This is a genomic window from Roseivirga sp. UBA838, assembly GCF_002296035.1.
GTDB classification, from domain to species: Bacteria; Bacteroidota; Bacteroidia; order Cytophagales; family Cyclobacteriaceae; genus Roseivirga; species Roseivirga thermotolerans.
Genome location: NZ_DBHC01000027.1, coordinates 57176 through 72649 on the forward strand (window position 1 = coordinate 57176; position 15474 = coordinate 72649).

14 protein-coding genes are annotated in these 15474 nt (G+C 43.9%); all 14 read right to left on the reverse strand.

What is annotated here, in order from left to right:
• Positions 1-2 precede the first annotated feature (2 nt).
• Positions 3-302 carry a PAAR domain-containing protein gene (locus tag B3O12_RS09335; protein WP_189629979.1) on the reverse strand — a complete coding sequence of 100 codons (300 nt, stop codon included), beginning with the start codon at positions 300-302 and terminating at the stop codon, positions 3-5.
• A gap of 5 nt (positions 303-307) precedes the next feature.
• Positions 308-2098, reverse strand: a complete 1791-nt coding sequence (vgrG, locus tag B3O12_RS09340) for a type VI secretion system tip protein VgrG (protein WP_286756100.1) — start codon at positions 2096-2098, stop codon at positions 308-310.
• A gap of 1 nt (position 2099) precedes the next feature.
• Complete coding sequence (locus tag B3O12_RS09345; RefSeq protein ID WP_286756101.1) at positions 2100-2753, reverse strand: LysM peptidoglycan-binding domain-containing protein; 654 nt, start codon at positions 2751-2753, stop codon at positions 2100-2102.
• Positions 2753-2917 (reverse strand): DUF5908 family protein, encoded by a 165-nt coding sequence (locus B3O12_RS09350; protein WP_189629976.1) that lies wholly within the window; start codon positions 2915-2917, stop codon positions 2753-2755. The genes B3O12_RS09345 and B3O12_RS09350 overlap by 1 nt, the downstream gene beginning before the upstream one ends.
• Positions 2918-2924: 7 nt before the next feature.
• A complete protein-coding gene (locus B3O12_RS09355; RefSeq protein ID WP_189629975.1) occupies positions 2925-3368 on the reverse strand; it encodes a phage tail protein in 444 nt (147 codons plus the stop codon).
• A gap of 20 nt (positions 3369-3388) precedes the next feature.
• Positions 3389-3844 carry a phage tail protein gene (locus tag B3O12_RS09360; protein ID WP_189629974.1) on the reverse strand — a complete coding sequence of 152 codons (456 nt, stop codon included), beginning with the start codon at positions 3842-3844 and terminating at the stop codon, positions 3389-3391.
• 43 nt (positions 3845-3887) lie between these two features.
• Positions 3888-5468, reverse strand: a complete 1581-nt coding sequence (locus B3O12_RS09365) for a phage tail sheath family protein (RefSeq protein ID WP_189629973.1) — start codon at positions 5466-5468, stop codon at positions 3888-3890.
• A gap of 27 nt (positions 5469-5495) precedes the next feature.
• Positions 5496-6332: a hypothetical protein gene (locus B3O12_RS09370; protein ID WP_286756102.1), complete on the reverse strand. Its 837-nt coding sequence runs from the start codon at positions 6330-6332 to the stop codon at positions 5496-5498.
• Complete coding sequence (locus tag B3O12_RS09375; protein WP_286756103.1) at positions 6329-6898, reverse strand: DUF4255 domain-containing protein; 570 nt, start codon at positions 6896-6898, stop codon at positions 6329-6331. Before B3O12_RS09375 ends, B3O12_RS09370 begins: the two co-directional genes overlap by 4 nt.
• A 172-nt stretch (positions 6899-7070) precedes the next feature.
• The gene (locus tag B3O12_RS09380; protein WP_286756105.1) at positions 7071-9476 is read right to left on the reverse strand and encodes an ABC transporter permease; all 2406 of its coding nucleotides are present in this window, start codon (positions 9474-9476) and stop codon (positions 7071-7073) included.
• Between the two features lie 24 nt (positions 9477-9500).
• Positions 9501-11924: an ABC transporter permease gene (locus B3O12_RS09385; protein WP_286756106.1), complete on the reverse strand. Its 2424-nt coding sequence runs from the start codon at positions 11922-11924 to the stop codon at positions 9501-9503.
• Between the two features lie 15 nt (positions 11925-11939).
• Positions 11940-12356, reverse strand: a complete 417-nt coding sequence (locus B3O12_RS09390; protein ID WP_286746749.1) for a hypothetical protein — start codon at positions 12354-12356, stop codon at positions 11940-11942.
• Positions 12353-13342, reverse strand: coding sequence for a M28 family metallopeptidase (locus B3O12_RS09395; protein WP_286756107.1), 990 nt, complete (start codon positions 13340-13342; stop codon positions 12353-12355). Before B3O12_RS09395 ends, B3O12_RS09390 begins: the two co-directional genes overlap by 4 nt.
• Positions 13335-15474, reverse strand: a 2140-nt coding sequence (locus B3O12_RS09400) for an FtsX-like permease family protein (protein WP_286756108.1), incomplete at its 5' end; no start/stop codon positions are given. The genes B3O12_RS09395 and B3O12_RS09400, both read right to left, overlap by 8 nt.

Sequence of the window (15474 nt, forward strand, 5' to 3'; positions counted from 1 at the left end):
CCTTATCCTCCTATCATTACTGTTGGTGCACCGGTAAGTATGGTACCTCCATGTGCTGTTTCATCGCCCATACGGGCTGCCGGTCGGCCCTCAATCATCACCGTGGTACTGCCCTTAACCACGGCATCGGGCGGGCCTACACATACGAGCATATCGCCTACCACAGAGGCTGGCATACCCGCAATAATTACCGTTGGAGCACCAGGTCCTACAATGGGGCCTCCCACATGGGGTATTGGCACCGGGGCCGGATCTTCCATCGGGCATTCATGAAAATCGGTAAGGCGTGCTGCTGGTGGCATTTGGCTTAATTAATCATTACCATAGCTCCACTAATGGAAACTTCTGTACCTCCTGAAATCGATGTGCTGGTTCCTCCCTCAATCGATGCTTCCATATCGGCCTGAGCACTAATGCTCGCCCCTTGTATGGATACTGACTCCCCACCTTGAACAGTGACACTTTCGCCTGCCTTCATGGTAATGGACTCAGCCGCTTGCAGAGTCATGCTGGAGGCACTTTTTATAGTGATCCCAGACGATGACATTTCTATTGAATTTTCATTCTGATCTTTAATAGTGATGCTCTGATCCTGATCGCTCCACACCATTTGGTTTTCGCCAGGAGTTATAATGGTCACCACTTTGTTTTCATCATCAAAAATCAGTTTGAGTTTATTCTTGGTAACTATCGCCTTAGTGCTATTGGTCTCATCGGGCGTGTAAGGCGCGTTTTTGCTATTGCTATTGTACAATGAGCCAAGAACTATGGGGTACCTGGGATCATCATTAAGAAAACCCAATACCACTTCATCGCCAACCTCAGGATAAAAGAAGGAGCCGGCCTCATTGGTTGCGTAAAAATTGGCGTATCGTGCCCACACTCCATCACCTCCGGGCGCAATTATGGGTACGTCTACCAGCACTCTGAATTCACCATCCGGATCTTCATTGATCTGCTTTACCGTACCATTTTGAAGTCCTTGGATTCCGGGCAGCTGCCCTGATGCCAGAGGTGCTTGCATGCGCACCTGAGAAGCAAACCAGTCGGGAGAAATTCCCATTTGCACTTCCGTAATCCAGTTGCCAGCGGAAAGCTTATGCTCTACCCCGGAAATAAAGGCTTTCCCGTTAAATCGCCCTCCCATACCACCTATACTAATGAGCGTGCCAGGCAAGGCTTTTGCATTGCCCTGAAAACTCACCGAACCCCTTATTTTCGCATACTTAGACTTGGTGGTTTGTGCTTTGGCCCATGTGTTGAGACTACCTGAATCTAAGGGAGCGGTAGACTGCAGTTCAAAGTCGCTAAGACCAATCACTTCGGCCAGTTTGCTGTTCGAAATATTGCCTTGCGAGTAATCTGAAAGGCTTGACTGCCCCGATATGATTTGCTGATTTTTCATATCCCAGGCATTGGCTTTCACCGATTTATATTGATTAAGCGCATCTACCGATGCATCAAAATCAAGAATATCCTGCCCATAGACCACCTCTAAAACTTCGGTGGTTTCACTGTCAGGGTCTTTTACTGAAACCTTTCCGCTTTCAGTGGTTACTATCATGCCATTGAACTCTGCTCTGGAAAGTATAAAATCCCAATCAGTGGCATAGTACTGAACAATTTCGGGTAGCTGGCCTGAGGTGGAAGATACATCAGCTGTTAGGCCTCCATAGTTTCCAATTACTTTACTTATGGCATCACTATCGGTTGTGTCTTTATAGTAAGCATTCTTTCTGCCAACGGTCATTTTTACCGCTTCATCTTTGCACACCACCTCCAAAACGGGCCCTTGTCCGCTCATTACACGAAGGCCCTGACGAAGCACAATTCCTTTAAACACGGTTTCATTGTGACTCTCATAGCCCATTTTTACTTCAATGGAAGTACCCGGAACAAATGTATTTGAATCGCTGATTGGAAAGTCTTCTTGCGAAGCACTCCCATCTAACACCACTATTTCACAGGTAGCTATTTTATTTACCTCCTTCTGAATATTTATAGAAGTGACATTATAGGTAGAATCAATAGGGCTACCGTTCGCCAACACTTGGTAGGTGATCAAATACGTTTCGCTACTTACCGGTGCTGAAGGCATGTTACTGTGAGGCTAATGGTGGAAAATAAAGGGTAGAGCCTGACTTAAGGTGCAGAATGGAATCGAGCTTATTGTGCTCGGCAACCTTTAGCAGGTGCGTTTCATCGCCATATACATTGTATGTGAGTGATGGCAACAAGTCGCCAGAGACCACTGTTTTCACATGGGTCATATCCGGTGAATTGTCTTTGATAGGTTTGGTGGGCGCTACGTACTCCTTAAAGTCTACCGTAACCTTAGCCCGCAAGGGAGTTCCGTCTGACTTAAAGAGTGTGTAATTCACCGTCATACCAGTAAGCTTACACTGATAAACCAGTGCATTACCCCAGGTTACTTCCAGGTAATTAGGACTATGAATGTTGCCATTGTAATCATAAACTACCTTTCGAAATTTCTGTATTTCGCTGCCTACATCAGTAACACTGGTATTGACCACCCCGGTGGCGTCAAATATAAGGTCGAACTTAAGCGTGGTTGGAGTAGATTTTTCATACTTCAAAGTAGCCTCCGGGGTTCCCGGAGCCTGTTCTTCATTGTAGCTTATATTATAGCTTTGGGTGTAAGACTCCGGATTGAGCATAGCCGTATAACTCCCTATCTCCGATCCAAAAGTATCATCCTTAAAAGCCTTTATCATAAGTTGCTTCAATGCCATTATCGCTCTTTGTTACGTTCTATGATTTTAACCACCTGATGAACACAGCTTTCAATCAACTCACGCTTTTCCTTATCTGTGAGCTTTTTCTCTCTCGAGGAAGGGCGTCCTTGATTGGCCACTATGTTAGTCCTAATGATGAGTTCTTTGATTTCTACTGGCATAAGGCTGTTAAGACTTTTTAAATGAGTTGTAGGCAAACTCTAGCGTTTCCACCACTATGCCATCTTCTTGTGACTTTAGATCCGAAATGTTCCATTTTACCGGATAAGCATTCACAAAATTCCAGGTCATCAGGGGCGACTTATCCGCATTAAGCAAGGAAAGATTAATCGACTTGGTTTTAATGGCTGAGTCCAGCCCTGATGTCAGTGTTTCTATACACCACTGGGTAAGTGCCGAATTTGGCGACAGAATGCCTCTTTTGAGAACCAAATTCGAATACTTAGTAGCCTTAGGAAGTTTATACTTAAAAGTATTGTCTCCTCCATTGGCCACCTCCTCTGTTTCTATTTCGGCACTAATGCCCGAAGCCTCCTGAAAGCCGGCATCGGCATCTCCGGATATACCATCGAAGGATAAAGAAAAGTAAAATGACGGAGCCGGATAATCCATGGCTAGCTTAGTTCAAAAGGTTAAGAGTTAGCAATTGTGAGCCCTTCATGGGCTATTTCAATGGTATCTACAGCTACCTCATTACCGTCAGACTTCAGGTCAGTACCGGTAATTTTGGTGGGCCATGCATTGGTTAGCGTCCATACCATGGTTGGCTTCCCCGATTCATCGAGAAGCTTAATGGTAACGGTCTGCCGTTTTATGGTATTCATCTTAATCTGATTGTACCAGTTCCAGAAGGAGTTGTCTTTGACAAAAATGCCTCGCTTCATAGTTACGTTGCCATACTTGGCTATACCCGGCATCTTAATAGTGCTAAACTGAGCACTATTACTGGCCCGATATTCTATAATTTGTGTTTCGGCCTCAAGCCCTGAAACCTCCTGAAAGGCTATGTTTTGTGCAATGGTTCCCCAGTCTACGGTGAACCTAAACTTGGGCATTGGCCATACATTGTTTTCGGTTTCTCCTGCCATGATTATGTTTTTTTGATGATGTTTTAAATTCTGTGTTTACTGATTAAGACTTAGCCATTTCCTGTTCTACCTGAATAATGATGAATTCAGCAGGGTGAGTAACGGCCAGTTTTACGGATACACGCATGATTCCCTCCAAAATGTCTTGGGCTGTCATGGTCACGCCTAGGCCAACCGCCACACTAAACGCATCGGCTGGTTTAGCTCCTTGCAAAGCGCCTTCTTTCCATATGTTGGTTAAGAAGTTTTCTATCATACTCTGCACCGAACGCCAGGTGTTGGCATCGTTTGGTGCAAATACATAGGCCCTGGCTGCCAGCTTTACGGACTGTTCTATCATCGTAACCGTTCTGCGAACACTGATGTATCGCCAGTCATCGCTGTTCCCATCCAAAGTTCTGGCTCCCCAAACCAAAATGCCCTGTCCGTTGAAGAAACGTATGGCATTTACTGATTTACCACTTACGGCATCTACGTTAAGTCCTGCCTGCATGGAGTCATTTATGTTTAAGGTAAGCCCGACTGCACCCACCGGGGTAACGTTGGCCGGAGCATACCACACTCCCTTGGTATTATCTACCAGGGTATAAATGCCCGCCATTGCCCCACTGGGAGGCAGGGTATTGATTTTGGTCTGAACAATGTTCATTACCTGTTTGTATTGTTTGCTGGAATTCATTAGCGCCTGATTAAGCTGACCAGTGGTCATGCCTTTGGGCGGATTTTTAATGTTATTCAAAATTTGCTCAGCTGAGGGGTTTGGAGCCGAAGGAGGATTAACTATGGCAGAAAGTGAACTAGTGTCTCCACCGTTCAGGTTTTCATAACTAATCTCATCCAGTTCTGTAATGGTTGTATTTAGAAATGGATAGTATGCCGCCCCATAGTCTAACCCGGTATTACCTGTGCTATTTCTAAAATTCTGAATATCCTGCGTGTAAAGAATCGGGTCTGGCGCATCGCCACCAATAATATCGAGTAAGGACATGGCCGTACCCATTTGGTCACTTTGCATAAGCATAGACTCCATTAGTGTACTGTTGTCATTGGCTGTGAGCAATGTGGCCTCTGGTACCACGTACATGGTTACTTCGGTCACTTTTTGCAACTGAGCCAGGCCATTCTGCAAATCAGATAGTTTCACATTGGGGTTCACTATCTGGCTACCAGGCGAAACAGGCGAGCCTGTGCCTGCTCCATAAGACCCAACAGAAACAATGTATGCCGAACCTCCACCATTCTCGAAAAACAAACGGACACTGTTGTATAAATAGTAAATGGTGCCAGGATCCGGATCAATGGTGTAAATGCTCCCATTGATAGTGTAATAAGAACCTTTTTCCGGGGCCTTCTTCTGCTGAGTGAGATAATACTGCGGTGAGTATTGACTAGCGGGAGCTGCCGGAGCCGGTGGATTTGGAAATGTAAAAAAGGCCTGAAATTGCTGAAAAGAGGTAATCTTAACAGGGGTATTCAAGTACGACTGTCCTTCATACTCTGCTTGTGGTGTATAACCTATAAAAGCGGGTATGGCGGTTGCAACTTCCACAACAGAGTTGGGAAAGGCGTTTACTTCATCGATATAAACACCTGGAGTTTGACTTGCGAGTGGTGATAATGCCATAGTTTTATTCTTTACTGCTTAATAATTCTATAAATACACATAGATGGACGAACAAGCTATTTCCTGATTGCCTGCATCTATATTTTCAATACTGGTTATGGACGATGGAGAAGCTACCGGCAGCTTCTCAATGACAATATTGTTTGTCAATGCATCATTACTTTCTGCCTTGCTCTCTCCTATTTTCTTGAGCGAGCAATAGTGTGCAGGCTGCTCTCTTAAAGGATAATATCGGCTGCCGGATGAATATTTATAAGCAACGGAGCCATCGGATATTTCGAGCTTTTCGGGACCTGAAAACAAATTACCCTCGGAGTCTTGAATTACATATTCCTGTGAATGATCTTCTGTTGTATTGGCCAGGTAATAGTTCCACTGAGTAGTACGGGCACTGAAGGCAATGGTATAATCTTTACTGGCCAGCTTATTATTGACCAAAAACTCATCCAGGTGAATATCAATAAACCCGAGTGTTCCTGACATAAGAATGTCGGCCTGTAAAGTAGGTAACAACAGGCCTGTGTCATTCTCTGAAACATTTTTGTTGGAGAAATGATAAAGGCTCAGCTGCTCTAAAGAAGTATCGGTGATATAAATAAAGTCTTTGGCCGTACTATGCAGATTGAACCTCAGATAAAAATTGCCAAAAAAGCTCGTGAGCTCTTTAATATACTCTACATCAAAGCTCTCATTGTGGTAAAGGGCAAAGCCTTTTTCGGTAGACTTAAACAACAACCCTGCATTCCACATAAAGACCTGTGCCTTTTGGTCGGGCACTACCTTTGCATCTCTGAAAATTCCGTTGACATAGTAGCTATGCAATAGATCGATTTGGCAAAGCGGTCGATAGGTGATCTTCTTCATACAGGCCGGGCCTCCACCCCTTGCGTGTTGATGATCGATACAATTTCCATTACCTGATCGGCCTGGAAGGTGAGCATTCGCACCTTAAAGACAATGGAAGGAACGTATTTAGCCCCCATTGATGACCAAAGGTTGTAGGTTTCATTAGAATTGAGCTTGAGCACCTCCAGGGTAAGTTGCAACACACGACTGTCTAAATTGGGAGAGTTTTGTGCATTGAATATGGGCTTGGCCTGAAAAAAGTAAATGGTGTCTGAAATAAATTTGAGCGACTCTTCATATTGGTTAAATAAACCGGAGAAAAGTATATTCATATTGAAGCTCAGGGGCGGATAGTACTGATCTAGCTTTCCTGAGTTTACCCGCCCATGCAGAGTAGTATTAGTGGTGGTTTCATGTTCCAGGTTTACCAAAGTAACCAGAACCTTATTCCGATTTTCTTCCGGTATAGCTCCCCCCTGATCTAAAATAGCACCAAGCTGAACACGGCTTTCCTGAGAGTTGTATTTTCTCTTTAGGAAGTCGTCCAGCTCAGTGGCAATGTACTTCAGGCTTTCCTTGATCATGTGTTTACCATCAATTCTGTGCCTTTATTCCAATTCTCCCTAAAGGTTACCCTGCCAAAAGAAAAAAAGCGGAAAAAAATTTTCCGCTTTTAATTTTTTACCGAACATTTAATTCTTTCAGCGATCTTATCACATAAACAACCTACAGGTTATCAATTACTTACAAAAAAGGTTATTCGCTTCGAAGCGAGTTGACAGGATTAGAGTTGGCCGCTCTTAAAGCTCTATAGCTCACTGTAACAATGGCTATGAACAATACTCCTAAGCCTGAAAGCAAAAACACGTCTACCCCTACTCTAACTCTATATTCAAAGTTTTGCAGCCAGTTGTTCATAATCCAGTAGGCTATTGGAGAGGCAACAACAAAAGCCAGCAAAATTTGCCGGGTAAAAGAGCCTGAAAGCAGCATAAACAGTTTCCATTCACTAGCGCCAAGTACTTTTCTTATACCCAACTCCTTCACTCTTTTCTGAATGGTAAACGATGCCAAACCAAACAGGCCTAAACAGGCAATGAAAATACTCAAACCGGCCCCAACGGTGAAAATAACCTGAGCCTGACGGTCGGACTCATAGAAGGTTTCCAGTTGTTGATCGAGGAAATGGTATTCCATAACGGTGCGGTTGTCGAATTTCTCGTGAACCTTTCTGGCTTCATCTATAATACCGGAGATATTTTGTCCTGAAACTTTTAAAATAAAATAGTCGATAACTGCGGCTTCGTTATTCCAGGCACCCACAATAAGAGGTTCTATACTGGTGTGCAACGATTGATAATTGAAGTCTTTGAGTACCCCAATTATTGTGTACTTGCCGTCTCCGCTGCGCGTTTCCAGTTGTAGCGTTGCCCCTATAGGGTTTTCAATACCCAACGATTTAACTGCGGCCTCATTGATCAGAATTTTTGTACTGTCAGATACATCATTACCACTAAAAAACGTACCATCGGCCAGCTTAATATCAAAGGTTTTCAACATGTCGGGGTCAAAACTCATGTAATACAGCTCAGTAGAATCCATCACAGCTCCACCCTTATTGAAAGCGCTCACTTCTACCCTGTTTATGTTTTTCCACTCACCCGGAACTCGCGAAGCCACTCCAACACTCTCTACCCCGGGTATCTGGGCAAATTCATTCTTCATGGTTTTGAACACCGGTCTTACCGCACCATTATTAATATCTATAACCAATAGGTTTTCCTGGTTAAAACCGAGGTTTCTATTTTTTATGAAACTCATTTGGTTAGAGACCACCAAAGTGGAAATAATGAGTACAGTAGACAAAATGAATTGAAAAATAACCAGGGCCTTGCGAATGTTGAACGAACCTCCCTTTACCTGCTCTCCTTTGAGAATACTTACCGTTTTAAAACCAGTCATGAAGAGAGCAGGATATATACCTGACAGAACCCCGATAACCACCGTAAGGCCTATGAGTATATCGGCATAATTGAGCAGGCTATACCAGCTAAACTCAAAGTTTCTACCCGTTAACTGGTTAAAGAATGGCATGGTAATATCGGTAATGGCAATAGAAATAAACAAGCCTATGAAAGCTATAACCAGCGACTCAGTAAGTATTTGAGCTATAAGTTGCTTGCGCTCTGCCCCCACAACCTTGCGAATTCCAATCTCTTTTGCCCTGAAAACAGCCTTTGAAGTTGCCAAATTCATGTAGTTAACAGCGGCAATAACTACCAGAAACAGAGAAATAAAAATAAAAATGGTGGTGTAGGTTTTATCACTTTTAAATCGGGCAATATCCGATTCAATATGGGCAGACTCAAAATGAATATCTTCTAAATTCTGAAATTCGAACCTTACCATAGAAGCTACGTTTTGTGGCATTTTAGAACGTGCCAGGTTCGATGCTTTGGTTTCAAATGCGTCATGGCTAATTCCTTCTTGAAGCACCAGGTATGAGGTGGAGTTAAAATCGGTCCAGGAGTTTTTTACGCTTTCCATGAGGTTGGGCGGAAGCAGTTCGCTAAAGAACAGCTCGGCAAAAAGATGCGAATTGTCCGGAATGTCTTCCATTACCCCGGTAATTTCTACATTACCGCCCTGAGTAAGAATGACTTTTCCCAACACATCTTCCGTTCCAAAAACAGCGATGGCTTTGGAACGTGAAATAACCACAGACTTAGGTTGGGCAAGAGCAGTTCTTGCATCACCACGAAGCAGCTTAAAATCAAAGACCCTAAAAAGCTCAGGAGTGGTAAAAAAGAAATCTCTATCCGTAAAATTCTGATCATTGACCTTGTAATTAATTTGGTTGCCATAGCGATAGAGGGTAACCTGATCTTCTATTTCGGGAAGTTCTTCCAGCAGAGTTGTAGCCAAAATCATGGGATTGGCCCCATGATAACGGTGTTCATCGAGATTGGTCTGAATGGTCAACGGCCTTACAATCCGGTCGGATTTGGAATGCATTTTATCAAAACTCAACTCAGCCTTAACAAAGGTGAGAAAGAGAGTAGCTCCCGCTATACCAATGGCCAACCCTATGATATTTATAAAGGCATAGGCCTTGTTTTTCCAAAGGGTGCGAAAGGCGATTTTAAAATAGTTCTTTAGCATATTGTTTAATTTTGAGTTTTTCGATTATTCGGAGCGAAGAGTTTGAGCAGGGTTACACAAGGCTGCTTTTACGGCCTGAATACTCACCGTAAGGAGCAATACAACAAGTACTGTGAGCCCGGCAAGCGCAAAGGCAGAAACACCGATATTGATCCGGTAGGCAAAACTTTGCAACCATTGGTCTATGAAGTAATAGACCAACGGAACCGAAGCCAGAAAGGCAATAGCAAAGAGGTATACGAACTTTTGATTGACTAACCAGACCAACTGCTTTACACCGGCTCCTAAAACCTTCCGTACACCAATTTCCTTTATTCTCCTTTCGATGGTGTAAGCAGTCAGGCCATATATGCCCAGGCATGAAATAACAATGCAGAGTATGGCAAAAACCTGAATGGCCTTCTGAAGTTTGGTCTCTTCTTCATAAAAGCCATTAATGTTGTCTTCCAAAAACCAGTAACCCATGGGGTAATTGGTTTCAATGGCCTCCCAACTGTTTTTTACATGAGCAATGGCCTCCTTCTTGCGATTAGGATCAATTTTTATGGTCCAGAACCAATTGGTTTTTCCACTTACCGTAAAAACAGCCGGAGCCACCTTGGAGTGTAAGGACTGAAAGTTAAAGTCTTTAACCACGCCAATAATCGGCCTTCTCCCCGACTCCGGACCATATAAACGGAGCCTTTGTTCCAGTGCCTGTTCTATACTCAATCCATTGGCTCGTACAAAAGCTTCATTGACTAAAACTGCCGAACTATCTGCGGCATGGCCAGGTGCAAACGAACGACCGGCAACCACCTCAATTTCTTGTATCTCCAGAAAGTCCATGCCTACGGTAAAATAGGTGGAAACCGGAGCTCTATCTATCGACTGGCCATCGAGTACTGCCGTACCGGAATTGTTAGTAGAACCAAAACCAAGTACATCCATGCCGGTGGTTGCAGCATAGATATAAGGGCTTTTGAGCAATTCGTTTCTGTAGGTGGTAAGCTGGTCGGCCACCTTCTGAGAATTGTTCGGCACAATGAGAATATCATTTTTACTAAAACCTAATTCCCTGAGCATCAAAAATTTATTCTGCTTTAAGATGAGAAAAATAGAACTCATTAGAAGAGCGGCAAAAAACAGTTGTGTTCCTACCAGCAAGGATCTTAGCCCATTGCCACGCAACCAGCCCGGCCTGAGCCCCTGACGCAGCGACTCTCCGGGTTTAAGGCCACTTACAAACACAGCCGGATAGGTCCCGGCCAATAAGGTTACCAAGATTAAAATGAAAAAAAGCCCCCACCAATACACCGGATTGGCCAGTAAATGATGCCGAAAGGAGGTTTGCATAAAGTTTTCGAAATAGGGTAAGGCCAGATCGGTTAGTAAAATGGAAAAGAGCACTGCCAAAAGTGTGACTAGCAGGGCCTCACCCATAAATTGACTGAACAACTGAATACGGTAAGCGCCAAATACCTTCCGAACCCCTATCTCTTTTACTCGCTTGATAGCTTTGGCCGTAGAGGCGTTGATGTAATTCATGCAGGCGATGGTCAGTATAAAAAAGCCAATTGTAGCCAGCAATAGCAGGTTGTCTTTATTGCCCTTTTTAAAACCTTCATCGAAAGTCACATGGTTAGAACCAAAGTAGATATCGTGTACCGGTTGCAGCACATAGCTCTCCCTATCGAGCGCAGCATATACCTCTGCATTATCTCTGTAGAGCTCCTTGTAATAGGCCTTAATTCGACTGGCCACTTCTTCGGGAGCTACTCCTTCCGACAGGGTGAAATAACCATACACAGAATTGGCAAAGCCTTCGCGAATAATTTGATAGTCTTCCTTTTCATCACGTAAATTGAAGTTGAAGAGAAAATCGAACTGCAAATGAGAGTTCTTCACATCCTCAATAACGCCTGTCACCTGAACTGTAAAATTCATGCTTCCGGAAAAATGAAGCATTTCGCCAATTGGGTTTGCCTCTCCAAATATTCTACGGGCAGTAGAGGCATTGATTACTACATTTTGGGGCTCAGCCAGGGCGGTTTTGGCATTGCCTTGCAATAGCTCAATGTCGAAATAATCGAAAAACTCAGGTTCGGAGAAAAAGAACTTCCTTGACTTGAACTTAACCTGACCGTGCTCTACCAACAAAGGCCCCGCACCATGATCCCTGGCCATTAGAATATCTTCTACACCCGAAATTTGCTCTTCTATGGTGTTAAAAGTTTTTACTCCCACCGTACCATACGTTCTCTCTTCCCCATCACCGGTTTGTTCGGTAAGTAAAAAGCGGTAAGACGGATGACTTATAAAGCGATCGTGACTCCATTCATTTTCCACATACAAGCCTACCAATACAAAGCAGGTAATGCCCAACGTTAGTCCCAATACATTGAGTATGGTATAGGCTTTATTACGCTTTAGGCTTCTGTATGCAGTGATGAGATAGTTTTTAAGCATGGTCGATCGGTTGGCTTAAGATGTCTGAGACTTTTTTAAGAATCGGGAAGAAGAACGATAAAGTATTATGCCCGAAAAGAGAAACAACAGGCTGGTTAACGCTCCCAAAAACCCCAGTTGTTCGGCAATATGAGCCTCCGGCACCGGTTTAAGAAACTGATTTACTGTACTAAGAAGCAGTCGAATTGAAGACCAGATAATGAGTAACACCGCCCAAAAACGTAGCGCACGACCAAAGCCTTTGGCAGACTTTTGCAGCGAAAAGAACAATAAGAAAATCACCAATGCAACCAGAGCCAATGGCAGCCAACTGCCCAACCATGCATAGGTTACTCCCCTGTAAGCAAAAAACAAAAGAGTTAAAAGCAGGGCCAGGCCAGGCAAAGAGTGCGCCTTAAAATCCTCAATCGTAGTTTGTTCGCTGTCTCTCATATCACTATAGATTTAATGACCTCCTCTACCAACTGAGTGCAAGACAGCAGATAGTCAAAATTTACGGTTTCGTAGGTGTCTTTCGGAGTGTCTTTGTACGGACTAGAATCTCCATGATAATAGCACTCCCCGGCTCCTATTACACTGAATCCGGGCAGAACAAACGCATCGAAGTCCGTTGCTCCTACTTCAAAACCCACAGGGTTAATTGCTTTTTGAAACAGAGGAATACCCCGCTTTTGCGCTACCTGGCGGTAAAGTTCACTGAGTTGCTCATTGGGCGAGAAAGTCTCCATAGCCCAATCTCCGTTAGAGTCCCAGCCCACCATATCGAAGCAATGCACCGAGTGGACCTCCCAATCCGTATCGGCCAGCCAACCTGCAAAAGCCTGACTACCAATAAGCTCCTCTTCTTCCTGATCGAAAAACACGACCATAACATTTCTGGCCCGTTGGTCTGTTTGAGTCAATTCTTTCAACACACTATATACTAAAGCTATTCCTGTAGCATTATCAATTGCACCAGGCGCTCCCCTCTTTCCCGTATCATAGTGGGCTCCCAACACCACATACTCGTTACTTTCTTCAGTGGCAGGTAGTACTGCATACACATTACTCCCTTTAAAGGGGTTGAGAATCAGGTCTATGGCCGGGGAAAGGTTTGGCGCCTTATAGTTATGTTCTCTGGCAGTTAGCCCTAACTCCTCCAGTCGGGCCTTTAGGTAGTCCTTGGCCTGTGCCCTACCATCTGCTGACCACCTGCTAACCATTTTGGAGCCATCGGGCAAGGTCTGATGCCCCGATAGTTCGGCTACCATTACCGACTGATAATCGGCCCGATTTTGAGGTAGCTCATTAAGTGAGACTATTCCTTGGTTCTGAGAGTTACACGCACTCAATATCAGCCATATTAAAACCGGAAGTCCCATCGAAAATCGGGAAGGACTCTCTCTCCGGGCAATCTTTGGGTTGAAGGGCTTACTCATTGCGCAGCGACTTTACAGGGTCTTGCTGGGCGGCTTTTATGCTCTGCAAACCCACCGTGAGGCTAATGACTACGAGCGTTAGCAGCACCGCTAAAAATATGGGAGCTATTCCAAAATCTATTCGATAGGCAAACTGCGAGAGCCAGTCTTGTCCTGCCCAAATAATGAGTGGACTGGCCACTGCCGCAGCAATAATTAAAAGCAGAAGAAACTCCCTAAAAATAATACTGTTGATTTGCAAAACAGAGGCACCCAGTACTTTGCGTATACCTATTTCTTTGGTTTTTCGCTCTATTACAAAAGTGACCATACCAAAAAGCCCCAAAGCTGTGAGCGCAATACTGATGATGGAAAACACCGTAATGGCTTTGAGCAATCGCATTTCCGACTCATAAAAACGCTCAAACTTTTGGTCTACAAAAGAATAGGTAAATGCTTCTTCTGGCTCAAATTCGTTCCACTTGGTTTCCAAAAAAGACAGAGTTTCTGCAATCCGCTCCTTATCTACCAATACGGAAAGGTTCCAAATGTTCCATGGCGCAATTCTAAAAGCCACCGGGCTAATCTCCTGGTGCAATTTCTGGAAATGAAAATCCTTAACCACACCTATAATTGGCAATCCTTCATTTTGAGCATTAAAAAGTGCTACTTTTTCATTGAGCGGATTGGTGCCCCCAAGCTGGCTTACAAATGTTTCGTTTACAATTAGTGCCATGGAGTCGGAAGAAAGTGTTCTATCGAAGTTTCGTCCTTCAATCACCTCAATCTGATAAGTATCCAAAAAGTCATGATCTACACCAAACAACGTGGTACGAATGCTTTGTTCAGGATTAGACTTGGGGTAAAATTCGCCCGAATTATTAGTATAGCCCAATCCTAAAATATCTGTACTGGCTGAGGTAGATAAAACGCCAGGATTGCTTTCTAGCTCCGCCTGAAAGGCCCTTAACTTACCACTCAGGTTTTTGGTAGAAATACTGAAGGTTAATACCTGATCTTTGTTAAAACCCAGCTCCTTGCTATTGATATAGCGGGTTTGTTGATAGGCTATGGCCGTAACCGCAATAAGAAAAAGAGATATGGCAAACTGAAAGAAGATTAGCACCTTTCTGGCTTTGGTTCCTTTTAAATTGGCATTGGCCGAAATTTTAAGCACTCTCGAAGGTTGAAAAGAAGACAAGACCAACGCTGGATACACCCCGCTAAAAAAGGCCGTGAGCAGTGTAATAATGATTAATAAGGGAAATAAACCTACCTCTATTAAAGAACCGGTGGTAAATGATTTTCCCGACAACTGATTGAACGAGGGTAGTACAATATCTATCACTAAAACGGCTAAAGCCGCAGCCATAGTGGTTACAACTACCGACTCGCCCAGAAACTGATAAATGAGTTGTTTACGGTGAGCTCCCATTACCTTACGCACACCTACTTCCAAAGCACGCTTAGACCCTTTGGCCGTTTGCAGATTTACATGGTTTATGCATGCCACTAACAATACGGTAATGGCTATAAAGAGTAAGGTATTGACTATGTTGATGTTGCCCGACTCAAAAGCCATGAACTGTACATGACTTGTACCCAAATACATATCAGTTAAAGGCACATAATCAAACCGATACATATCGGCATGCTCCGGATCTTCTTCAGCGATCTTTGCATTTCGGCTTTGCCTGATCAGGTCTATAGGGTAACCATCGGCCAGTTTTATATAGGTATACAAAGAGGCCTGATACCACATGTGTGGAATACTGCGGCCCCTTGAATCTGTCATTTCCCATGGTATAATTGCTTCAAAGGGAATGTGTGTATTTTCAACATCCTGGGCTATACCCTTCACAACCAATTCTTTATCGAACGATGCCACCCTGATGGTTACCGTCTTGCCCATTGCATTGGCATTACCAAACAGTTTTCGCGCAGTGCTTTCAGTGAGCACTATGGCCGAAGGATCGTTGAGTACAGTGGTGGGGTCACCTTCAATAAGGGGAAATCCAAAAAATTCGAAAAAGTTGGCGCTGGAAGACCACGAGTCAACCGAAACTTTCCGGTTCTCGTTTCCCTGTGGCATAATAGAATAGCTGTTATTACGAATTTTAACCACATCGGCTATACCCGAGTAGTTGTTCTTA